The 21763-nt window shown below is 74.1% G+C and carries 20 protein-coding genes and 1 pseudogene; 6 read left to right on the plus strand and 15 right to left on the minus strand.

Translation table 11 applies throughout. From position 1 onward, the window contains the following. Nucleotides 1-85 precede the first annotated feature (85 nt). The 6 genes from ACFVHV_RS37365 to ACFVHV_RS37390 all read right to left on the minus strand — a co-directional run bounded on the left by ACFVHV_RS37365 (nucleotide 86) and on the right by ACFVHV_RS37390 (nucleotide 6281). Nucleotides 86-439: an Lsr2 family protein gene (locus tag ACFVHV_RS37365; RefSeq protein ID WP_359910471.1), complete on the minus strand. Its 354-nt coding sequence runs from the start codon at nucleotides 437-439 to the stop codon at nucleotides 86-88. Nucleotides 440-530: 91 nt separating this feature from the next. Continuing rightward, the gene (locus ACFVHV_RS37370; RefSeq protein WP_359910474.1) at nucleotides 531-1067 is read right to left on the minus strand and encodes an amino-acid N-acetyltransferase; all 537 of its coding nucleotides are present in this window, start codon (nucleotides 1065-1067) and stop codon (nucleotides 531-533) included. An 11-nt stretch (nucleotides 1068-1078) separates the two neighbouring features. Continuing rightward, nucleotides 1079-1516, minus strand: coding sequence for a BlaI/MecI/CopY family transcriptional regulator (locus tag ACFVHV_RS37375; protein ID WP_359910476.1), 438 nt, complete (start codon nucleotides 1514-1516; stop codon nucleotides 1079-1081). 297 nt (nucleotides 1517-1813) lie between these two features. After that, nucleotides 1814-3370: a bifunctional lysylphosphatidylglycerol synthetase/lysine--tRNA ligase LysX gene (lysX, locus tag ACFVHV_RS37380; protein WP_359910479.1), complete on the minus strand. Its 1557-nt coding sequence runs from the start codon at nucleotides 3368-3370 to the stop codon at nucleotides 1814-1816. A 95-nt stretch (nucleotides 3371-3465) separates the two neighbouring features. Further along, nucleotides 3466-5250, minus strand: a complete 1785-nt coding sequence (locus ACFVHV_RS37385) for a hypothetical protein (protein WP_380357481.1) — start codon at nucleotides 5248-5250, stop codon at nucleotides 3466-3468. A 284-nt stretch (nucleotides 5251-5534) separates the two neighbouring features. Further along, nucleotides 5535-6281, minus strand: coding sequence for a hypothetical protein (locus tag ACFVHV_RS37390; protein WP_359910485.1), 747 nt, complete (start codon nucleotides 6279-6281; stop codon nucleotides 5535-5537). A 162-nt stretch (nucleotides 6282-6443) separates the two neighbouring features. Here ACFVHV_RS37390 and ACFVHV_RS37395 point away from each other — a divergent pair, with 162 nt between their 5' ends. Next, complete coding sequence (locus ACFVHV_RS37395; protein ID WP_359910488.1) at nucleotides 6444-6998, plus strand: SigE family RNA polymerase sigma factor; 555 nt, start codon at nucleotides 6444-6446, stop codon at nucleotides 6996-6998. An 82-nt stretch (nucleotides 6999-7080) separates the two neighbouring features. Beyond that, a complete protein-coding gene (locus ACFVHV_RS37400; RefSeq protein ID WP_380357485.1) occupies nucleotides 7081-8001 on the plus strand; it encodes a hypothetical protein in 921 nt (306 codons plus the stop codon). A gap of 7 nt (nucleotides 8002-8008) precedes the next feature. Here ACFVHV_RS37400 and ACFVHV_RS37405 read toward each other — a convergent pair whose 3' ends face one another. From ACFVHV_RS37405 to ACFVHV_RS37440, 8 genes are all read right to left on the minus strand, one after another. Continuing rightward, nucleotides 8009-8797: a type III pantothenate kinase gene (locus tag ACFVHV_RS37405; RefSeq protein WP_359910494.1), complete on the minus strand. Its 789-nt coding sequence runs from the start codon at nucleotides 8795-8797 to the stop codon at nucleotides 8009-8011. Between the two features lie 46 nt (nucleotides 8798-8843). Beyond that, a complete protein-coding gene (gene nadC, locus ACFVHV_RS37410; protein WP_359910497.1) occupies nucleotides 8844-9812 on the minus strand; it encodes a carboxylating nicotinate-nucleotide diphosphorylase in 969 nt (322 codons plus the stop codon). Between the two features lie 4 nt (nucleotides 9813-9816). Continuing rightward, entirely contained in the window at nucleotides 9817-11487 is a 1671-nt protein-coding gene (locus ACFVHV_RS37415; protein ID WP_380357488.1) for an L-aspartate oxidase, read from the minus strand. A 15-nt stretch (nucleotides 11488-11502) separates the two neighbouring features. Continuing rightward, nucleotides 11503-11952: an aspartate 1-decarboxylase gene (gene panD, locus ACFVHV_RS37420; RefSeq protein ID WP_359910502.1), complete on the minus strand. Its 450-nt coding sequence runs from the start codon at nucleotides 11950-11952 to the stop codon at nucleotides 11503-11505. 53 nt (nucleotides 11953-12005) lie between these two features. Then, a complete protein-coding gene (gene panC / locus ACFVHV_RS37425; RefSeq protein WP_380357493.1) occupies nucleotides 12006-12911 on the minus strand; it encodes a pantoate--beta-alanine ligase in 906 nt (301 codons plus the stop codon). Next, nucleotides 12912-13775 (minus strand): Rossmann-like and DUF2520 domain-containing protein, encoded by an 864-nt coding sequence (locus tag ACFVHV_RS37430; RefSeq protein WP_380357507.1) that lies wholly within the window; start codon nucleotides 13773-13775, stop codon nucleotides 12912-12914. 225 nt (nucleotides 13776-14000) lie between these two features. Further along, the gene (locus tag ACFVHV_RS37435) at nucleotides 14001-14690 is read right to left on the minus strand and encodes a response regulator transcription factor (RefSeq protein ID WP_359910511.1); all 690 of its coding nucleotides are present in this window, start codon (nucleotides 14688-14690) and stop codon (nucleotides 14001-14003) included. An 88-nt stretch (nucleotides 14691-14778) separates the two neighbouring features. After that, the gene (locus ACFVHV_RS37440; RefSeq protein ID WP_380357510.1) at nucleotides 14779-15975 is read right to left on the minus strand and encodes a sensor histidine kinase; all 1197 of its coding nucleotides are present in this window, start codon (nucleotides 15973-15975) and stop codon (nucleotides 14779-14781) included. Between the two features lie 165 nt (nucleotides 15976-16140). On the opposite strand from ACFVHV_RS37440, the gene ACFVHV_RS37445 reads away from it, so the two are divergent. Both ACFVHV_RS37445 and ACFVHV_RS37450 read left to right on the plus strand, forming a co-directional pair. Next, entirely contained in the window at nucleotides 16141-17157 is a 1017-nt protein-coding gene (locus ACFVHV_RS37445; RefSeq protein ID WP_380357496.1) for an SAM-dependent methyltransferase, read from the plus strand. After that, nucleotides 17154-18323, plus strand: coding sequence for an NADH-quinone oxidoreductase subunit D (locus ACFVHV_RS37450; protein WP_380357499.1), 1170 nt, complete (start codon nucleotides 17154-17156; stop codon nucleotides 18321-18323). Before ACFVHV_RS37445 ends, ACFVHV_RS37450 begins: the two co-directional genes overlap by 4 nt. 79 nt (nucleotides 18324-18402) lie before the next feature. Here the strand turns inward: ACFVHV_RS37450 and ACFVHV_RS37455 are convergent, their stop codons facing one another. After that, nucleotides 18403-19314: a hypothetical protein gene (locus tag ACFVHV_RS37455; protein ID WP_380357502.1), complete on the minus strand. Its 912-nt coding sequence runs from the start codon at nucleotides 19312-19314 to the stop codon at nucleotides 18403-18405. A gap of 238 nt (nucleotides 19315-19552) precedes the next feature. On the opposite strand from ACFVHV_RS37455, the gene ACFVHV_RS37460 reads away from it, so the two are divergent. Together ACFVHV_RS37460 and ACFVHV_RS37465 are read left to right on the plus strand one after the other, a co-directional pair. Next, nucleotides 19553-20074, plus strand: a complete 522-nt coding sequence (locus ACFVHV_RS37460; protein ID WP_380357504.1) for a hypothetical protein — start codon at nucleotides 19553-19555, stop codon at nucleotides 20072-20074. Nucleotides 20075-20100: 26 nt separating this feature from the next. After that, nucleotides 20101-21763 (plus strand): annotated as a pseudogene (locus ACFVHV_RS37465) (hypothetical protein); the annotation flags it as partial.

Raw genomic sequence — 21763 nt, forward strand, 5'->3', positions numbered from 1 at the left:
CCTCCGCGCCCCGTGCGTGTGATGGCGGCGCCGCCTCCGGCCGCCGGGGCCCCGCACCCGCTCCGGCGGGCCTGCGGAGCCGGGATCAGGACGCGTTGGCCTTCTCGTAGGCCTCGCGGACGTTGCTCGGAACGCGGCCGCGGTCGTTGACCTCCAGGCCCTGCTCCTTGGCCCACGCGCGGATCTTGGCGGTGTCCGGGGCGCCGCCGCCGGACGGCCGCGCCGCGGCGCTGCGGCCCGGACGACGGGCGCCGGCGAGCCGGCCGCTCTGCTTGCGGCCCTTCTCCACGTACGGCGCCAGCAGACCGCGCAGCTTGTCCGCGTTGGCGCTCTTCAGGTCGATCTCGTAGGCAACGCCGTCGAGCGCGAACGTCACCGTCTCGTCCGCCGAACCGCCGTCGAGATCGTCTTCAAGAATGACCTGCACCCTCTGTGCCACGGGCTTCCCTTTCCGCTAAACGACCCATTGCCTAAGGAAAGGAAAGCGCCTTTCTCCGGAAAACACAAACCCTTGACCCGGGTGGAGCGGCTCAGAGGTGCAGCAGCATGCGCGAGTTGCCCAGTGTGTTGGGCTTCACCCGCTCCAGGTCGAGGAACTCGGCGACGCCTTCATCGTACGAGCGGAGGAGTTCTTCATAGACATCCGTAGCGATCGCCGCCGGGTCTGTCGTACCATCATCGGTTTCCTGGAGCTCGCCGATCTCGACGAAACCGTGTTTCGCGAAGAACGCGACCTCGAACGTCAAGCAGAAAATCCGACGGACGCCCAGCCAGCGTGCCGTCTGCACCAGCTTCTCCAACAGCAGGTGCCCGATCCCGGTGCCCCGGACGACCGGATCCACCGCGAGCGTGCGGACCTCGGCGAGGTCCTCCCACATCACGTGCAGCGCGCCGCAGGCCACCACCACGCCGTTGTCGTCGCGTTCCGCGACCCAGAACTCCTGGACGGATTCGAACAGTGTGACTGTGGGCTTGTCCAGCAGAATGCCGTCGCGCGAGTAGGTGTCGATGAGCCTGCGCACTGCCCGCACGTCCGTGGTCCGCGCCCGGCGGATGGTGACCTCCATGGTCCCGGACGTTATCGCGCCGCTCCCGGTTCCGTCGCACCGGTATCGGGTCCGTCGTCCGCGGAATCCGCCCCGGTCGGATCGGGCGGGAACAGAGCGGCCACCCGCAAGGCGTCCCGGAGCGCTTCGCGTTGCTCGGGGGACATCAGGCCGAAGAAGTGCACCAGGGCCGCCGCCGGATTGTCGCTGGTGGCCCAGGCGTCGTTCATCAGTGCCGCCGTGTACGCCTCACGCGAGGAGACCGGTTCATATCGATAGGCCCGGCCGACCCGCTCGCGGCGCAGCCAGCCCTTTCTGTGGAGCTTGTCCAGGACGGTCATCACCGTGGTGTACGCGATTTCGCGTTCCGACCGCAGATCCAGGAGAACCTCGCGAACCGTGACCGGTCGGTTCCACTGCCACACCCGGGTCATGATGGCGTTCTCAAGTTCGCCGAGTTGCCGGACCATAGTGCGGCCAGGATAGGGAGTGAATGGGGCAAATCTTGTGAAGTACGCCAAACCGGCGCGCCGCCACCCCCGGGAATCGGGAATGGCGGCGCGCCGGTCGTTCGGGGCGGCTGACGGCGTCGGTCGCGGGTTCCGCCCGCCGGTCCTCGCGGGGCCCGTCGGCCCGCGCGGGATCAGTCGACGTCTTCCTTGGCCCGCTGGGCCCCGCCCTGGCTGCGGACGATGGCCCGCACCAGGAATCCGAAGCCGATCGCCATGACCAGCGGCGGCACGATCGCGCTGACGTAGTCCATCAGGTCACTCCTCCTCGGTCTTCTCCGCCGTCGCGGCGGAAGCCTTCGGCTCCGGCTTCACCAGCGGGAAGAGCACCGTCTCCCGGATGTTCTTGCCGGTCAGCAGCATGATCAGGCGGTCCACGCCGAGGCCGAGGCCACCGGTCGGGGGCATCGCGTACTCCAGGGCGCGCAGGAAGTCCTCGTCCACCTGCATCGCCTCGACGTCGCCGCCGGCCGCCAGCAGCGACTGGGCGGTGAGGCGGGCGCGCTGCTCGACCGGGTCGACCAGCTCGGAGTAGGCGGTGCCGATCTCGGTCCCGAAGATCACCAGGTCCCACTTCTCGGCCACGCCGGGCTGCGAGCGGTGCTGGCGGGTCAGCGGGGAGACCTCGGTCGGGTAGTCCTTGATGAAGGTCGGCCGGACGGCGTTCTCCTCCAGCAGGCGCTCGACCATCTCCAGCACGATCTGGCCGTGGCCCCAGTCCTTCTCGAACGGGATGCCGTGCTCGGCGGCCAGCTTGCGCAGCTCCTCGACGCCGGTCTCCGGGGTGACCTCCACGCCCAGGTGGGCGGAGATGCCCGGGTAGACCGCGACCTCCTCCCACGGCTCGGCCAGGTCGATCTCGTGCTCGACGCCGTGCGCGTCCACGCCCTTGATGACCGTGGTGCCCAGTGCGTCCCGGGCCGCGTTGACGATCGTCTCGCGGATCAGCTCGGCCTGGGTGTCGTAGTCGCCGTACGCCTCGTACGACTCCAGCGAGGTGAACTCCGGGTTGTGGGTGGAGTCCGCGCCCTCGTTGCGGAAGTTGCGGTTGATCTCGAAGACCTTCTCGGCGCCGCCGACCACCAGCCGCTTGAGGTACAGCTCGGGGGCGATGCGCATGTAGAGGTCGATGTCGTACGCGTTGATGTGCGTCTTGAACGGACGGGCGTTGGCGCCGCCGTGCACCGGCTGCAGCATCGGGGTCTCGACCTCGATGTAGCCGCGGTCCTCGTAGGTGCGGCGGATCGAGCGGACGACCTTGCTGCGCAGGTGCAGGATCTCGCGGGCCTCGGGGTTGACGATCAGGTCCACGTAGCGCTGCCGGACCCGGGCCTCCGGGTCGGTCAGGCCCTTGTGCTTGTCCGGCAGCGGGCGCAGGCACTTGGCGGTGAGCTCCCAGCGGTCCACCATCACGGACAGCTCGCCGCGCTTGGAGGTGATCACCTCGCCCTCGACGCCGACCTGGTCGCCGAGGTCGATGTCGGTCTTCCAGGCCGCCAGCCGCTCCGCGCCCAGCTTGTCCAGCGAGAACATCACCTGGAGGTCGCCGGTGCCGTCCCGCAGGGTGGCGAAGCAGAGCTTGCCGCCGGTGCGGGAGAGGATCACGCGGCCGGTGACACCGGCCCGTTCGCCGGTCGCGGTGTCCGGCTCCAGGTCCGGGTGCTTGGCACGCAGGTCCGCGATGGTGGTGGTGCGGGGGAATCCGACCGGGTACGGGTCGACGCCGGCCGCCCGGAGCCGGTCCAGCTTCTCGCGCCGGACGCGCATCTGCTCGGGAAGGTCGTCGGTCGCGGGAACAAGGCTCTGATCGCTCACCCCACAAGGGTAGCCAGCCACACACGGTGCTCCGCGCCGGGATTCCCGCGGGGGAGGCCGTGACGGCGGCCTCCCCCGGGGAACGAGCGGTCGGGTCAGCCGTTGCGGCGGGCCCGGAGCCGGCGGGCGGTGACCAGACCGGCGGCGCCGAGCACCACGGCGGCGGCGCTCGTCGCGGCCAGCGGCAGGGCGGCGGAGCTGCCGGTGGCGGCCAGCGGGCCGTCGGAGGTCCGGACGCTCCCGGAGCCGCCGGTGCCGGTGCCGCCGGTGCCCGTGCCGGTCTCCCGGACGGGGCTCGTGGAGTCCTTGTCGCTGAGGCCGGCCGGGACGACCGCGGTGGTCGGCGCGGGGGAGGGGTCGGTGACGGGCGCGGTGGTGGGCGTCCCGGTCGGGGTCGGGGCGGGGGTGCCGCCGGTGCCGGGGGTGGTGGCCGGGGCGGCCCGCAGGGAGACCTTCAGCAGGTCGTTGGCGGGGTTGCGGTCCCAGCTCATGACGGCGCTGGGGTGGCCCGGCTCGTAGTCGCTCGCCATGTTCTGCAGCGAGACCGTCGCGGTGAGCTCGTCGGTGCCCGCGGGGACCGAGAGGGTCAGCTTGTGGGAGTTGGTGGCGCCGGCCGGGATGAAGAACCCGCCCAGCCCCTCGCAGTTGAACTTGTTGAGCGGCTTGTCGGACTTCTGGCCGAGGACGTAGTCGTTCGGCCGGCAGGTCGACGGCAGGCCGGTGACGGTGACGCCTTCCGGGAACTGCACCTGGAGTTCGGGCGCGCTCTCGCCGCCGCTGCGGTCCATGATCGAGGCCGGGCCGCCGCTGACGGCGCCGAGGGTGAAGGTGCCGGTGGTGCCGGAGGCGTCCGGTGCCCAGGCGCCGTTCACCGCGAAGTCGGCGTCGTTGTCGGCGAGGACCTCCTGCTCGGTGGAGTAGGCGTTCATGTCGAGGCCGTCCGGGATCCCCTCGCCGGAGGTCGGCACCAGGGTGGCGGGAGCGCCGGTGCCGCGCTGGAACGACATCCGCTTGCGCAGGTCCGCGGCGCTGCTGCCGCTCGCTCCCTCGGCGGGGAAGACGGAGTAGTCGGCGAAGGCGTAGCGGGCGTCCGCGCCCACGGTGAGGTCGAGGCCGTTCAGCTTGACGGCCTGGCCGGGGGCGATCTCGCCGTCGATGGTGCAGATGCCGTGCACGGTGGGCATCGGGGAACCGAAGCCGTGGCCCGCCCAGTCGCCCTTGTCCTTCGCGTACTCGCAGTTGGAGGGCCAGGTGGCCACGTCGAGGCCCGGGGTCAGGTAGACCTCGACGACCGCCCGCCGGGCCGCGACCTCGCCGTGGTTGGCGAAGGCGAGAGTCGACGGGAGCGTGCTGCCGACCTTGACGTCACGCTGCTCCGAGGGCTCCTTGGTGCGGAAGCCGGCACCGCCGATCTCCACCTGGATGTCGGCCTCGGCGGTCTCGGCGCCGGGGGCGCTGAGGGTGGCGTGGACGGTGCCGGTGGAACCGGGGCGGACGCCCGCGACGGCGCTCAGCCACGGGTGGCTGGTGATGTTGATGTTCTCCAGGTCGAGGCGCCAGATGTCGCAGGTGATCACCTTGCCCGCGGTGGCGCAGCCCGGGACGGCGAGCGTGGCCAGCCCGTCGATGCCGGTGGTGTCGAACGCGAGTTTGGCGCCGGTCACGACGTCGGTGCCGGTCCGGCCGATCCGCAGGTGGATGTTCTCGCCGAACTGGGGCTGAGGGGCCGGCTGGGTCGAGATCTGGATCGTGCCGGTCGGGAAGATCCGGAGCTGGGTGCCGGCGGCGTGCGCCGGGACGGTCGCGGTGCCGGCGGCCAGGGCGGCCACGATCGTGGCCGTGCCCGCGCCGAGGATCCGGCGCGTGCGAGTCGAAAGCATGTGAATCCCCCGCGGTTGGAGTGGTGAGGCTCCGCACCCTAGGGATTGTTGAACGATCGTCAACCCGGTTGATCAGTGGCCAATTCGCCCAGGACGGGATCGAACGGCCTGGTCATCGGGGTGAAGGTTATGAAGACGTGATCGACGGCGGCCGGCGGGATCACGGCATTGTCGACACATGGACCGGCCTGCGGGCGATGGGCCGGCGTGCCGGCGGAGGGCGGCGCACGAACGGAGGGGAGACCGCGGTGGCGGTCTCCCCTCCGTTCGGCGGATGGGCCGGTTCAGCCGGTGCCGGTGGCGAGTTCGACGTCCTCGGTCTCCTCGGGGGACAGGTCGGCGGGCGGGGCGGGCCGGGCCGGGGGCTTGGGGCGGCGGCCGAACAGCTCGGCGGGGGTGGGCATCCGGTGCGGACGGGGCGGGGTCTTCGCGGCGGCGGGCTGCTCCGGGCGGGACTCGGTGCTGCTCATGGTGGTCCGTCCTCCTACGGGGGTGGGGTGACTGTGCGGCGGTGCGGCGGGGCTCGGTACGGCCACCAGGTGGCGGGGCTGCCCGGTGTGGAGGGCGAGCCGTTCGCGGACGGCGGCCTCGGCCAGCGCGTGGCAGCGCCCGGCCAGCCGGGAGCGGCGGGCCCGCTCGCCCTGGCCGCAGGGCTGGCGGCTCAGCCCGCGCAGCGCGGTGAGGTCCTCGGGCCCGGGCAGGTACCCGTCGGACACCGCGTCCTCCAGCCGCTCCAGGTAGCCGGGGGCGCTGCCGGGCAGGGCGGAGCGGTAGCGTCCGAGGTCGGCGAGCAGGAAGGCGCGCAGTCGGCCGCCCTCCTGGACGGCCTCGTCGATCGCCTCGGTCAGGCGCAGGGCGTCCTGGACGTCCTCCGCCCAGAGTTCGGCGCCCGGCCCGGCGAGGGCCGGCCGGTCGGGCCGGAGGTGGAGGGGGACGGCGGGGTGCAGGGCTTGGGCGAGGGCTCGGCGCAACACGCGGACTTCGTCGGCGCTGAAGGCCATACCGCCGCGCGATCCGTGTGGCGTAGGCATGGGCTGACACTACGTGAGGAATATCCGATTTGTCGGTAACGTCGCGCCGAACCACCCATGTTCGGCCTGGTGAAAAAACCTTTCGCCGCCACCTGTAACGCCATCCGGGGGCCAGCTGGTCATCCAGGTGTCAGGGGAGAACGAGCGAGGGGGCCGGGCAGGATGCAACCGGACGGTCAGGGGAAGGCGTCCCGGGGCGGGCGGCGGGACGAGGACTTCCAGGCCTTCGCGGCCGCCCGCGCCAGACCGCTCTACCGGTCGGCCTGCCTGCTCGCCGGCGGGGACACCCACCTCGCCGAGGACCTGGTGCAGGAGGCGTTCGGGCGGATCTACGTCCAGTGGCACCGCACCTTCCCGTTCGGGGCCAAGCGCCGGATCGACAACCCGGCCGGGTACGCGCACACCGTGCTGGTGCGGGTCTTCCTCTCGCACCGCGGCCGCCGCTCCAGCGGCGAGCGGCCGGTCGACGCGGTGCCGGACGGCGAGGCCCCGCAGGGCGACCCGGAGCTGCGGCTGGCCCTGGTGGACGCGCTCGGCCGGCTCGCGCCGCGCGACCGCGCGGTGCTGGTCCTGCGCTACTGGGAGGACCGCAGCGTCGAGGAGACCGCGGCGATCCTCCAGCTCACCCCGGGGGCCGTCCGGACCCAGTCCTTCCGTGCCCTCGGCCGGATCCGCGCGTTGCTCGGCGGCAGCCTCGACGAGCTGGCCGAGCGCTGAGCCGGCCGGCACGGCACGTCGCGGCAATGCGGCGTCTCCGCACTACTCACGTCAACTCGATTGGTAGAGAGGTAGGTTCAGCATGTCCGCTGAGCACGACGGGCCCGACGAGCGGTTCGAGCAGTCCTTCACCGAGGCCCTCGGCCGGGCGGGCGGGTCCTACGACGCCGAGGCCACCCGGCTGGTCGACACCGGCTGGTCGTACGGGCGCCGGCTGCGCCGCAGGCGGCGGATCGGCACCGTGGCGGGCGTCGCCGCGCTGGCCCTGGTCGGGGTGGGCGCGGCCGGGATCGGCAGCCTGCTGCCCGGGCCCGGCCCCGTGCCGAGCGGCCCGGCGTCCGCCGGCTCGGCCTCCTCCGGTGCGGCGGCGGGCCCGCCGGTCTCCGGCCCGGAGTTCCAGCGGATGCTCACCGAACTGCTCCCGCCGGGGACGGTCCAGGTGGGCGAGGCGCGGGGGACCGAGAGCGACACCCCGCAGCTGCGGCTGGTGCTGGACGACGGGAACGGCCCGGTCCAGTACCTGTTCTGGATCATGCGCAACGGCGTCGAGCCCGGCTGCCTGGGCCCGCTTCCGGGCGACGCCTGCAGCGAGACCGACCTCCCCGGCGGCGAGCACCTGACCCTCTACCAGGCGGGGACGCGCCCCGGCGAGCCGGCCGGCTCCAAGACCTGGTCCGCCACGTTGACCGGGCCCGGCTACGAGATCCTGATCCAGGAGTGGAACCGCAAGCCGCTGGACCAGGGCACGCCGATCACCCGCACCGACCCGCCGCTGACGCCGGACGGACTCGCCGCGGTGGTGAAGGACCCGCGCTGGAAGAAGGTCGTGGCGGCCATCCCGAAGGACCCGCGGGCGGGCAAACCGCTCCCGACCCCGCAGCCGGGAGCGACTCTGCTCACCGTCCCGACACCCGCGCCGACCGGCCTGACCACCCTGCGGCCCTCCGACGCGGTGGCGGGGGCCGCGTCGGCCCTGCCGGGCCTCCCGACCCCCGGCCGCTGAGCGCCGCTCAGCTCGCGGGGCGGTTGCGCTCGTACACCAGGCGCAGGCCGATCAGGGTCAGCCACGGCTCGTGCACGTCGATGGTGGCGGCCTCGCCGAGGACGAGGGAGGCGAGACCGCCGGTGGCGATCACCTGGACGTCGTCCGGGTCCTTGGAGAGCTCCCGGGCCATCCGCTCGACCAGGCCGTCGACCTGCCCGGCGAAGCCGTAGAGGATGCCGGACTGCATGCCCTCGACGGTGTTCTTGCCGATCACGTTGCGCGGGCGGGCCAGCTCGATCTTGCGCAGCTGGGCGCCGCGGACGCCGAGCGCCTCGACCGAGATCTCGATGCCGGGGGCGATCGCGCCGCCGACGTAGTCGCCGCGCGCGTTGACGGCGTCGAAGGTGGTCGCGGTGCCGAAGTCGACCACGATGCACGGGCCGCCGTACAGGTGGTTGGCGGCCAGCGCGTTGACGATCCGGTCGGCGCCGACCTCCTTGGGGTTGTCCATCAGGACGTGCACCCCGGTCTTCACGCCGGGCTCCACGATCACCGCGGGGACGTCGCCGTAGTAGCGGCGGGTCACCTCGCGGAGCTCGTGGAGCACGGCGGGGACGGACGAGCAGATCGCCAGGCCCTCCACCGCGGCCTCCTTGACCGCGGTGTGGTTGCCCATCAACCCCTGCAGCAGCACCGCCAGTTCATCGGCCGTGCGGCGCGGATCGGTGGAGATCCGCCAGTGTTCCACCACGTCCTCGCCGTCGAACAGGCCGAGCGTGGTCTGGGTGTTGCCGACGTCGATGGTGAGGAGCATGGGCCGCTTTCTGCGAGTCGGGACGGGGCTGCGCGGGTCCGGACGGTCAGGCGCGCAGGTCCAGGCCGATGTCCAGGATCGGCGAGGAGTGGGTGAGCGCGCCCACGGCCAGGTAGTCGACACCAGTCTGGGCGACCTCGCGCGCGCTGGCCAGGGTCAGTCCGCCGGAGGCTTCCAGCTTCGCCCGGCCGGCCACCAGCGCGACGGCCTCCTTCAGCTGCCCGACGGTGAAGTTGTCCAGCAGGATCAGGTCGGCCCCGGCCTCCAGCACCGGCGTGATCTGCTCCAGGGTGTCCACCTCGACCTCGACCGGCAGCTCCGGGTACGCGGCCCGGACGGCCCGGAAGGCCTCGGCCACGCCGCCGGCCGCGACCACGTGGTTGTCCTTCACCAGCGCGGCGTCCGAGAGCGCCATCCGGTGGTTGGCGCCGCCGCCGCAGCGCACCGCGAACTTCTCCAGCGCGCGCAGGCCCGGGGTGGTCTTGCGGGTGTCCCGGACCACCGCGCCGGTGCCCTCCAGGGCGTCCGCCCAGGCGCTGGTCGCGGTGGCGATGCCGGACAGGTGGCAGAGCAGGTTGAGCGCGCTGCGCTCGGCGGTCAGCAGGTCGCGGGTGCGCGAGCGGACCGAGAGCAGCACCTGGCCGGCCTCGACCCGGTCGCCGTCCTCGACGTGCCGCTCGACCTCGAACTCCTCCTCGCAGACCAGCGAGACGACCGCCTCGGCGACCCGCAGGCCGGCCACCACGCCGGCCTGACGGGCGGTGAAGTCGGCGGTGGCGACGGCGTCGGCGGGCACGGTCGCCACCGAGGTGACGTCCTCGCCGCCGGCCAGGTCCTCGGCCAGCGCCAGGGTGGCGATGTCCTCGACCTCGACCGGGTCCAGCCCGGCCTGCTCCAGCAGCTCGGCCAGCTGCGGGTCAAGACCGGTCTCGTAGCCCTCGCCGTCGCCACAGGCGCAGCCGTCGCCGCAGCCGCCCTGGTCGGCCAGGGGGAGTTCCTCGTGGGAGTGGGTCATGGTTCTACTGCTCCTCAGGGGTGCTGACGGGACCGCCGGTGGCGGCGAGGGTGGTGATCAGGTGGCGCCGCCAGTGGGCGTCGTCGCGCTCGGGGAAGTCCTCGCGCCAGTGGCAGCCGCGGGTCTCCTCGCGCTGCGCGGCGGCCGCGACCAGGGCGGTGGCGACCAGCAGCAGGTTGGCGGCCTCCCAGGTCTCCACCCGGGGGTCGGCCGGCTTCTCCTCGGCGACGTGGGCGTAGGCCTGTTCGGCGAGGAGTGCGAGCCCGGCGGCGGTGTCGGCCATCGAGGCGGCGGAGCGCAGGATGCCCGCGCCGCGCGACATCAGCCGCTGGATCTCGGCGCGCGCCTCGGACGGGGGCAGCGGGACGGGCTGCGCGGCGCGCGCGGCGGCGACGTCCACCGCGCGCTCGGGCAGTTCGCCGGACCGGTCGCGGCCGGCCAGGTCGGCGGCGATCCGCTCGGCGAAGACCAGGCCCTCCAGCAGCGAGTTGGACGCCAGCCGGTTGGCGCCGTGCACGCCGGTGCAGGCGACCTCGCCGCACGCGTACAGGCCGGGGACGGTGGTGCGGCCGTGCCGGTCGGTGCGGACGCCGCCGGAGGCGAAGTGCGCGGCCGGGGCGATCGGGATCGGCTCGGTGACCGGGTCGATGCCGTTGGCGCGGCAGAAGGCGAGGATGGTCGGGAAGCGCTGCTCCCACATCTCGGTGCCGAAGTGCCGCCCGTCCAGGAACATGTGCTGGGCGCCCTGCTCCTGCATGCGCCGGGTGATCGCCTTGGCGACGATGTCGCGCGGGGCCAGCTCGGCCAGCTCGTGCTGTCCGACCATGAAGCGGACGCCGTCCGCGTCCACCAGGTGGGCGCCCTCGCCGCGGACCGCCTCGGAGACCAGCGGCTGCTGGCCCTCGGCCTCCGGACCGAGCCAGAGCACGGTGGGGTGGAACTGGACGAACTCCAGGTCGGTGACGGCGGCGCCGGCCCGCAGGGCCAGTGCCACGCCGTCGCCGGTGGAGACCGCCGGGTTGGTGGTGGCGGAGAAGACCTGGCCCATGCCGCCGGTGGCGAGCACCACCGCGCGGGCCCGGACGGCGCCGACGCCGTCGCGCTGGCCCTCGCCCATCACGTGCAGGGTCAGTCCGGCGGCGTGGCCCGCCGCGTCGGTCAGCAGGTCGAGGACGAGCGCGTGCTCGATCAGCTCGATGTCCGGGTCGGTGCGGACGGCGGCGACCAGGGCGCGCGATATCTCGGCGCCGGTCGCGTCCCCGCCCGCGTGGACGATCCGGCGGCGGTGGTGGCCGCCCTCGCGGGTCAGCAGGATCTCGCCGTCCTCGCCCCGGTCGAACAGGGCGCCGGTGGCGATCAGCCGGCGGACGGCGTCCGGGCCCTCGGTGACCAGGGTGCGGACGGCCTCCTCGTCACAGACGCCGGCGCCGGCCACCAGGGTGTCGTCCAGGTGCTGTTCGGGGGTGTCCCCGTCGCCCAGGGCGGCCGCGACGCCGCCCTGGGCCCAGCGGGTGGAGCCCTCGTCCAGCACGGCCTTGGTGACCACCATGGCCCGCAGGCCGGCCTTGCGGACGTTGAGCGCGACGGTGAGGCCGGCGACCCCGGAACCGACCACGACCACGTCGGTGGTGGCGGTCCAGCCGGGGGCCGGGGCGGTGAGGCGGTGCGTGGACATCGGTGGGTGGCTCCTTCAGCGCGAGGCGGCGTCGGCCGCGCCGTTGCCGCCACCGTACGCCGCGTCGCCGCGCAGCAGTCCGGTGCCCTCCTGGGCTTCGGCCGGGTCCCCGCCCAGGCCGGTGATCCGGTTCCGCTCGTCCACGAAGACGACCTTCGGCTCGTAGCCCTTGGCCTCGGCGGTGTCCATCTGCCCGTAGGCGATGAGGATGACCAGGTCGCCCGGGTGGACCAGACGGGCGGCGGCGCCGTTGATGCCGATCACGCCGGAGCCGCGCGGGCCGGCGATCGTGTACGTCTCCAGCCGGGCGCCGTTGTTGATGTCGACGATGTGGACCAGCTCGCCGGGGAGCAGGTCGGCGGCGTCGAGCAGGTCCTCGTCCACCGTGACGGATCCCACGTAGTGCAGGTCGGCCTGGGTCACGGTGGCCCGGTGGATCTTGGACTTGAGCATGGTGCGGAGCATTGCGGGTCACGCCTCCTGTGAGTGCATGCCGGAAGGGGGGTGGTGCCGGTGGTTCAGCGGCAGATGACGTGGACGTTGTCGATCAGGCGGGTGGCGCCCACCTTCGCGGCGACGGCCAGCACCGCCTCGCCCTGGAAGTCGTCCGCCGCCTCCGAGAAGTCGTGCGGGTCGATCAGGGCGAGGTAGTCCGGGGTGACGCCCTCGGCGCCGTCCAGGGCGGCCGCGGCGGCCTCGCGGACGGCCTTCGGGCCCTGCGCGGCGGCGTCCCGGCCGGCGAACAGGGCCTTGGACAGGGCGAGCGCCTGCGCGCGCTCCTGCTCCGAGAGGTAGCGGTTGCGCGAGGACCGCGCCAGGCCGTCCTCCTCGCGGACGGTCGGCACGCCGACGATCTCCACGTCGAAGTCCAGGTCGGCGACCATCCGCCGGATGATCGCCAGCTGCTGGGCGTCCTTCTCGCCGAAGAAGGCGAAGTCCGGGTCGGTGATGTGCAGCAGCTTGGCGACCACGGTCAGCACGCCGTCGAAGTGGCCGGGCCGGGTGGCGCCCTCGTAGCGCTCGCCCATCGGGCCGGCCGCCATGCGCACCTGCGGCTCGCCGTTCGGGTAGACCTCCTCGACGGACGGCGCGAAGACCACGTCGGCGCCGTTCTCCTCGGCCAGCCGCACGTCCTCGTCGAGGCTGCGCGGGTAGCGCTCCAGGTCCTCGCCGGCGCCGAACTGCAGCGGGTTGACGAAGACCGTCACCGCGACCCGGCCGTCCCGGCCGACCTGCTTGCGGGCGGCCCGGATCAGCGCGGCGTGGCCCTCGTGCAGCGCGCCCATGGTCATCACGACGGCGTTGTCCACCGGCTGCTCGTCCGGCCAGAACGCGGCCTCGAATTCGTCCACGGTGCGGGTCACGACGGCCCGGTGGACCTTGGGCGTCCGCTGGGGCTTGTTCGACTGCTTGCCGCGTGCCATCTAGCGCTTCTCCTCGTTCAGTACGTCCAGCAGCGCCGCCGCCGACGTTTCGTCGATCGTTCCGTTGGCGAGCGCCCGCTGCGCGGTGGCGCGGGCCATCGCACGGTAGGCCGCCGGGATGTCCGGGGACACCGTACTGAGCTGCGCCAGGTGGCGCCGCACGGTGCCCGAGTCGCCCCGGGCGACCGGGCCGGTGAGGGCCGCGTCGCCGGAGCGCAGGCTGTTGTCCAGGGCGGCGCCGAGCAGCGGGCCGAGCATCCGGCCGGGCTCGGCGACACCGGCCGTGCGCAGCAGGTCCATCGCCTGCGCGACCAGGGTGACCAGGTGGTTCGCACCGTGGGCGAGGGCGGTGTGGTAGAGCGGGCGGACCTCCTCGGGCACCCACTCGGGCTCGCCGCCCATCTCCACCACCAGCGCCTCGGCGACCGGCCGCAGCTCCTCGGGGGCGGTCACGCCGAACGGGCAGCCGGCCAGCCGGGCCAGGTCCACCGAGGTGCCGCTGAAGGTCATCGCCGGGTGCAGGGCCAGCGGCAGCGCCCCGGCCCGGGTGGCGGGTTCCAGGACGGCGACGCCGTGCGCGCCGGAGGTGTGCACGAGCAGCTGTCCGGGGCGGACCGCGCCGGTGGCCGCCAGCCCGGTCACCAGATCGGCCAGCGCGTCGTCCGGCACGGTCAGCAGCACCAGGTCGGCGGCGGCCAGCACCTGCGGCGGGGTGACGATCCGCACGCCCGGCAGCAGTGCCTCGGCGCGGCGGCGGGAGGTGGCGGACACCCCGGAGGCGGCGACCACGGTGTGCCCGGCGAGCTGCAGCGCCGCGCCCAGCGCGGGCCCGACCCGGCCGGTGCCGACCACGCCGACGGCCAGCCGGGCCGGGCGGTTGCCGGGGTCGCCGGGAGCACCGAAGACCTGGTCGCCGAGACCGTCGGCGAGCGGGGCGAACTCGCCGGAGTCGGCGAAGCCGGACGGATTCACGTCCACCCTTGTCCTGCCTTGTCCTGAATGACCGTTCCAGTCCACTCGACGGGTACCGGACGTACCGCCCCAGTCTACGGGCGCGCCCGAACGCCGGAGCGGATACGCCTCGGCGGCTCAGTCGGTGGCCCCGGCGCGGATCAGCCCGGCCTCGTACGCCAGCACCACGGCCTGGACCCGGTCGCGCAGGCCCAGCTTGGCCAGGATCCGGCCGACATGGGTCTTCACGGTCGCCTCGGAGAGCACCAGCCGGGCCGCGATCTCGCCGTTCGACAGCCCCTGGGCGACCAGCAGGAACACCTCCCGCTCGCGCTCGGTCAGCGGGCCGAGGACGTCCGAGCCGGGCGCGCTCTGCGGAGTGGGCAGCACCTCGGCGAAGCGGTCGATCATCCGGCGGGTGGTGGTCGGGGCGACCACCGCGTCCCCGCCGTGCACCGCGCGGATCGCGGCCACCAGCTCGGTCGGCGGGACGTCCTTGAGCAGGAAGCCGCTGGCGCCGGCCTTGAGCGCGGCGAAGGCGTACTCGTCCAGGTCGAAGGTGGTGAGGATGAGCACGTGCGGGGCGTTCGGCAGCGGGCTGCCGTCCTCGGCCAGGCAGATCCGGCGGGTCGCCTGCACGCCGTCCAGCCGCGGCATGCGGACGTCCATCAGGATCACGTCCACCTCGGTGCGCCGCAGCTGCTCCAGGGCCTGCGCGCCGTCGCCCGCCTCGGCGGCGATCTCGATGTCGCCCTGTGACTGGAGGATCATCCGGAAGCCGGTGCGCAGCAGTTCCTGGTCGTCGACGAGCATCACGCGGATGGTCAAGGTGGGACTCCTTGGGGGGATGGACGGCGGACGGGGGCTGAGGACTGGACGGGGGCTGGGGGCTGGGGGCTGGGGCCGGACGGAGGGGCTAGTGGGCCGTCCTGAGCGGCAGGACGGCGCGGATCCGGAAGCCGCCGCCGGGGCGGGGGCCCACGTCGAGGCTGCCGCTGACCATGCCGACGCGCTCGCGCATGCCGATCAGGCCGTGGCCGAGACCGTCCACGCCGCCGGCGACCAGCTGCTCGTCGGTGCTGCCGCGCCCGTCGTCCTCCACCAGGACGGCCAGCTCGCGCTCGCCGAAGTCGACCGCGACCCGGGCGTGGACGTCGGGGCCGCCGTGCTTGCGGACGTTGGTGAGCGCCTCCTGGACGATCCGGTAGACGGTCAGCTCGACACCGCGCGGCAGCTCGCGCGGCTGCCCGGAGGTGGCGTAGTCCACGTCGAGTCCGGCCGTGCGGACCTGCTCCAGCAGCTCCGGCAGCTCCTCGACGCCCGGCTGCGGCACGTACTCCTCGGCCTTGGTGTCGGAGGTGCGCAGCACGCCCAGCAGGCGGCGCATCTCGACCAGCGCCTGGCGGCCGGTGGAGGCGATCGTGCCGAGCGCCTCCTTCGCCTGCTGCGGGGAGTTGTCCAGGACGTACGCGGCGCCGTCGGCCTGGACGATCATCACCGAGACGTTGTGCGCGACCACGTCGTGCAGCTCGCGGGCGATCCGGGCCCGCTCGGCGGCGACCGCCACCTTGGACTGGGCGTCCCGCTCGCGCTCCAGCCGGGCGGCGCGGTCCTCCAGCTCGGTCAGGTAGGCGCGGCGCACCCTGGTCAGCCGGCCCCAGGCCCAGCAGAGGATGAACGGCGTGCTCATCAGCAGCGTGATCAGCGCCGCCTCGCCGAAGGTGTACGGGCGGGTGTGCGCGTCGCCCGCCCGGTCGAAGACCGTCTTCACCGGCTTCATCTGCCAGAACACCAGCGGCCCGGCGGCCAGGCCGGCCACCAGGGCCAGCCGGGAGGTCCACTTCTGGCCGAAGGCGGCGCCGGTGTAGGCGAAGACCAGGTAGGCGATCGAGGAGCCGCCCGGCGACACGTTCGCGACCACCTGGCCGACACCGATGCCCGCGGCGGCGGCCACCGTGAGGTCGGGGTAGCGCCGCCGGAAGACCATCAGCAGCGGCAGCAGCACCGCGACCAGGATCGAGGCGTCGGAGCGCCAGCCCTCGTCGAGGGAGGCGTCGTTCGGCAGCAGGCCGAAGAACAGCACCATCGACGCCCAGGCGGCGTCGACCACCATGGGGTGACGGCGGAGCCAGGCGTTGAGTCGATGCACGTGTCCAGCGTAGGCAGTCGCCCGGCGTGCCCAGGTCCGCCGGTAGGGCGATCCGTCCTACTCCGTAGGTCGGAGAAGCACCTGATCCGATGGGGAGGGGCGGTCCGGCGCCGGGTAGCGTCCCACCCCATGACTTGGATGCGGTGGGCGCCCGCCATGGAACAAGCCCTGTACGACCCCGGGCGGGGCTTCTACCGCAGGCCGGAGGGCCCCGCCGGGCACTTCCGCACCTCCGTGCACGCCTCGCCGAGGTTCGCCCGTGCGGTGGCCCGGCTGCTGCTGGAGGTTGACGCGGCCCTCGGTCGTCCGGAGGAGCTGGCCCTGGTCGACCTGGGGGCCGGGCGGGGCGAACTGCTCACCGGCGTCCTGGCCGAGCTGCCCGCGCAGGTGCTGGCGCGGCTGCGCCCGTACGGCGTGGAGATCGCCGACCGCCCGGCCGGACTGCCGTCCACAGCCCTGTGGACGGACGAGCCGCCGCGCGGGGTGACCGGGCTGCTGTTCGCCAACGAGTGGCTGGACAACGTCCCGCTGGACGCCGGTGAGGTCGACGAGGACGGGGTGCTGCGCTACGTCGAGGTGGACACCGCGACCGGGGAGCAGCGGCTCGGCGAGCCGGTGTCGGAGGCCGACGCGGCCTGGGCCGCCCGCTGGTGGCCGGTCGCGGAGCCCGGCGAGGTGGTGGAGTTCGGCGGCCCCCGGGACGCCGCCTGGGCGCGGGCCGTGGCCGGGCTGGAGCGCGGCCTGGCCGTCGCCGTCGACTACGGGCACACCGCCGGGCGGCGGCCGCCGTTCGGCACGTACGCCGGCTTCCGCGACGGCCGGGAGGTGGCCCCGGTGCCGGACGGCTCCTGCGACGTCACCGCGCACGTCGCGCTGGACGCCGTCGCCGCGCCCGCTCTCCACAGCCTGTGGACAACGCAGCGGGAGGCCCTGCGCGCGCTCGGCGTGAGCGGCGGGCGCCCGGCGCTCGCGCTGGCCACCAGCGACCCGGCCGGCTACCTGCGGGCGCTGAGCGGGGCGGGGGAGGGGGCCGAACTGACCGACCCGGGCGGGCTGGGCGGGTTCGGGTGGCTGGTGCAGGCCGTCCGGATGTCGGAACCTGCGAGCCTGGCGCCCCTGCCGGGATGGCAGACTCTGGGGGCATGAGGGAGACCACGGTCGGCATCGGGGCGGGAGCCGAGAACTTCACCGGCGCGGCGGGCACCACCGACATGGTGCTCAACATCGGCCCGCAGCACCCGGCCACCCACGGCGTGCTGCGGCTTCGGATGCTGCTTGACGGCGAGCGCATCGTGAGCGCCGAGCCGGTGATCGGCTACATGCACCGGGGCGCCGAGAAGCTGTTCGAGGCCCGGGACTACCGGCAGATCATCATGCTGGCCAACCGGCACGACTGGCTCTCCGCCTTCTCCAACGAGCTCGGCGTCGTCATGGCCGTCGAGCGGATGCTCGGCATGGAGGTCCCCGAGCGGGCGGTGTGGATCCGCACCCTGCTCGCCGAGCTCAACCGGGTGCTCAACCACCTGATGTTCCTCGGCTCGTACCCGCTGGAGCTCGGCGGGATCACCCCGGTCTTCCACGCCTTCAACGGCCGCGAAGACCTCCAGCACGTGCTGGAGGAGGCCTCCGGCGGCCGGATGCACTACATGTTCAACCGGGTCGGCGGCCTCAAGGAGGACCTGCCGGCCGGCTGGCTCGGCCGGGTCCGCACCGCCGTCGCCACCGTGCGCTCGCAGCTGCCGGTCTTCGAGGACCTCGTCCTCGGCAACGAGATCTTCCGCGCCCGCACCGCCGGCGTCGGCATCCTCACCCGGGCGCAGGCCGAGGCGTACGGCGTCAGCGGCCCGATCGCCCGGGCCAGCGGCCTCGACCTCGACCTGCGCCGCGACGAGCCGTACCTCGCGTACGGCTCCGAGGAACTGCGCCAGGTGCTCACCGTGGTCACCCGCGAGGAGGGCGACTGCCTGGCCCGCTTCGAGTGCCTGCTGGAGCAGACCCTCAACTCGCTGGACCTCGCCGACGCCTGCCTCGACAAGCTCGCCACGCTGCCGCCCGGCCCGGTCAACCAGCGGCTGCCCAAGGTGCTCAAGGCGCCCGAGGGCAGCACCTACGCGTGGACCGAGAACCCGCTCGGGATCAACGGCTACTACCTGGTCTCGCGCGGCGACAAGACGCCGTGGCGGCTCAAGCTGCGCTCGGCGTCCTTCAACAACGTCCAGGTGCTGACCGAGCTGCTGCCGGGGACGCTGGTCGCGGACATGGTGGCGATCCTGGGGTCGATGTTCTTCGTGGTCGGCGACATCGACAAGTAGGGCGGTGCCGGCGGGTGGGCCGGGGCCGGCGGGCGGGGGTGGTGCCGACCGGTGGGCCGGTGCCGGCGGGTGGGGCCGGTCAGTCCTTCGCCGGTCGGTCCTTCTTGGACTTCCTGACCGGGTCCGCCGGGTGCGGGGCCACCTTGCGGTCGCCCTTGGTGGCGATCCGCTCCTCGCACAGCCGGGCCAGCACCTCGTACCCCTTCCGTCCCATCAGCTCGGTGAGCTCGGGGCGGTAGCTGACGTACACCGCCTCCGCGCCCTGGTGCGCCGCCGGGGCACCGGTGCACCACCAGTGCAGGTCGTGGCCGCCCGGGCCCCAGCCGCGGCGGTCGTACTCGCCGATCGTGACCTGGAGGTAGCGGGTGTCGTCGGGGCGGTCGATCCAGTCGTAGGTGCGGCGGACCGGCAGCTGCCAGCAGACGTCCGGCTTGGTCTCCAGCGGCTCGCGGCCCTCCTTGAGCGCGAGCGCGTGCAGCGCGCAGCCGGCCCCGCCCGCGAAGTCCGGGCTGTTCACGAAGATGCAGGCGCCGCCGACCCGGCGGGTCTGGCGGTCGCCGTCCTCGTCCAGCATGGTGATGCCGCCGTCGGACGTGATCCGGCCCTCGGCGTCGGTGCCCTCGGCGAAGTTCTCCCACAGCTCGGGGGTCAGCCGGGCCGCGTGCCCCAGGACGCGCTTCTCGTCGTCCTCGTCCGAGTAGTGCGCGCCGAGCGTGCAGCAGCCGTCCGACTCGCCGCGGCCCTCGCGGATGCCGTGGCAGCCCTGGCCGAAGACGCAGGACCAGCGGGAGGTCAGCCAGGTGAGGTCGCAGCGGAAGACCTGCTCCTCGTCGGCGGGGTCGGCGAACTCGACCCAGGCGCGGGGGAAGTCGAGCGGGACCTCGTCGCGAGGGATCTCGCGCCGCAGGGTCGGCATCGCGAGATCGACGGGGGCGGGGGCGGCCTCGGGCTTCGCCTTGGACTTCTTCTTGGACGTTTCTGCTGGTGCCACCCGGCAAGGGTAGAGCTTTCGGCGGCGGGAGCGCGGTGGCGGGACCGGTGGCGGGGCCCGAAGCGGGCCCGAAGCGGGGCCGAAGCGGGGCCTGAGCGGCGGGGCCGAACGGCGTGAAGGCGGGGTGAAGAGGTCCGGCGGGCCCTGCGGGCGGGTCCGGAGGCGGGCCTACGATGGCGGCCGGTCCGCCACGGACCGCTACCGGGCCGCCACCGGCCCGTGACGGGGAGGTACGGGGATGGCAGGCGGCAGCACCGGGGCGTCCGGCCGCGCGGGCGGGGAGTTCGTCCTCAAGCCGTGGGAACTGCACGGCGAGGGGCGGGAGTTCGAGAAGCTCGGCGGCGAGCTGGCGAAAGCCGTCACCGCCCTGGAACAGGGCCTCGCCGCGCTCGGCGCGCCCTGGGGGACGGACCGGCCGGGCAGCGGCTTCGCCGCCGTGTACGGGCAGGCGCGCGGTGAACTCGTCGGCGGGCTGCGCGGGTTGGCCGGGAGGGTGACCGGGGTCGGGGCCGGGCTGCACACCATGGCCGCGCGGACGGCCGACGCGGACAGCTCGGCGGCGAGCGGGTTCGGGGCGACGGCGGTGCCGGCGGCGGCAGGTTCGGTGGTGCCGGGAGCGGCGGCAGGCGCGGCGGTGCCGGGGCCGGCGGCGGTCCCAGGGGTGCCGGGGGCCTCGCCGGTGGCGCCCGCGGTGCACTCCACGGCGCCGGGGGCAACCCCGGGGGCGGCTCCCGCCGTCCCCAAGGACATGTCGGTCTGACGGACCCGGCTCGAAGGGGGAAGCGCGTGTCCCGGAAACTGCCCGAGGAACTGGTCCCGGTGCTGGCCCGGACCGGCCAGCAGTGGCCGCAGGCCGACGAGGAGGGCCTGCGCAGGGCCGCCGGGGTCTGGCGCGAGTTCGGCAAGGAAGCCGACCGGCTCACCCGCCGCTGCGGCGAGTCCGTCCGGCGGGTCACCGCCGACAACTCCGGCCACGCGGTCGAGGCCTTCGGCACGTACTGGCAGAGCTTCAGCGCCGGCAACAAGGGCCACCTGGACGACGCGCACAGCGCGGTCGGGCTGGTCGCCGGGGCCTTCGACACCGCCGCGCGCGCCGTGGACACCTGCAAGGCCGAGATCGTCGCGACCCTGCAGCAGCTCGCCGCCGAACTCCGGCACGCCGAGGAGCAGGCGGCCAAGGCCAAGCAGACGGCCGCCGAGGTCGCCGAGGTCGCCGCGACGGCAGGCGGCGACCCGGCGCGGAGCGGGGTGGTCGGCGGACTGGAGAAGGCCGTCGGCGGCTTCGCGTCCAAGCTGAGGAACACCGCCACCGAGCAGGTCGCGGCGGGCGTGGCGGCCGTCGCCGTCGAGGCCGCCGGGCTGAAGATCGGCGGACTGCTCGCCGAACTCGGCCGCGCCATGAAGGACGCCCTGTCCGGCGTGCTCAAGGAACCGGCCGCCGTCGCCCTGCTGAAGCTCGGCACCGCGCAGGGGACGGGGATCACCGCCGCCTCGTACCGCGGCGGCGCGTTCGACCCGCTCGCCGCCGGGCTGCCCGCCGCCCTCGGCGAACCGGGCGTGCTCGGCGCGGACGGCTCCGGGCTGGTCCTGCTCGCCGGGAAGGACGGCAAGCCGCTGGTCGGCGTGCCCGGGCTGACGGTCAAGGTGGACGAGCACGGCACGCCCGTCCTCGGCCAGGACGGGCAGCCGGTCATCCTCCGCGCCGACGGCACACCGGTGGCCGACGCCACCGGGCTGCTGGTCGTCCCCGGGCCGGACGGCAAGCCGGTGGTCGGGGTGGCGGACCTCGCCGTCCGGCTCGACGAGCACGGGCAGCCGGTGCTCACCGACGAGAACGGCAAGGCGGTCCGCGGGGTGCCGCTCGCCGGGCTGACGCCGGGGGCGGGCGGGCCGGAGGGACCGGGGGGACCGGATGGGCCGGGCGCCGGGGGGCCGGGCGCGGGTGGGACGCCCGGCGGGCCGGCGGACCCGAGGACGCCGGGCGTGGTGACGGTGGCCTCGGTCGCGGTGGCGGATCCGGGGGCGGTCGTCGGTGGGCCGGACGTGGCGGTCGCGGCGAACGCGACGGCCGGGGCGTCGGCGGGGGCGTCGGCGGGCGGGGCCGGGGGCGGGTACGCCGCCGCCGGCGGCCCGCCGGGGCAGCACCGGGCGACGGGGAGCGGGGGCGGTGACTGGTCGCCACCGGCGGCGTCGGCGCCGTCCGCGCCGTCCGCGGTCGCGCCGGTCCGGCAGGGCGGCGGGCCGGCGGTCCGGGCGGACGGGGACTACCCGCTCCAGGCGCCCGCGGCCTCCGCGCACGGCGGTGGCGGTGGCGGTGCGGGTGGTGTTGGCGGAGGTGGGCCGGTGACCGTGCGGACGGACTCGGTGAGTGCGCCGGCCGCGCCCGTCACCGCGCCGTCCGCCGGTGGCCCCGCGTCCGGCCCGGTGTACGGACCGGCGTACGGACCGG

Origin of the sequence: Kitasatospora sp. NPDC127116 (assembly GCF_042677365.1) — a bacterium.
Taxonomy (GTDB): Bacteria; Actinomycetota; Actinomycetes; order Streptomycetales; family Streptomycetaceae; genus Kitasatospora; species Kitasatospora lactacystinica.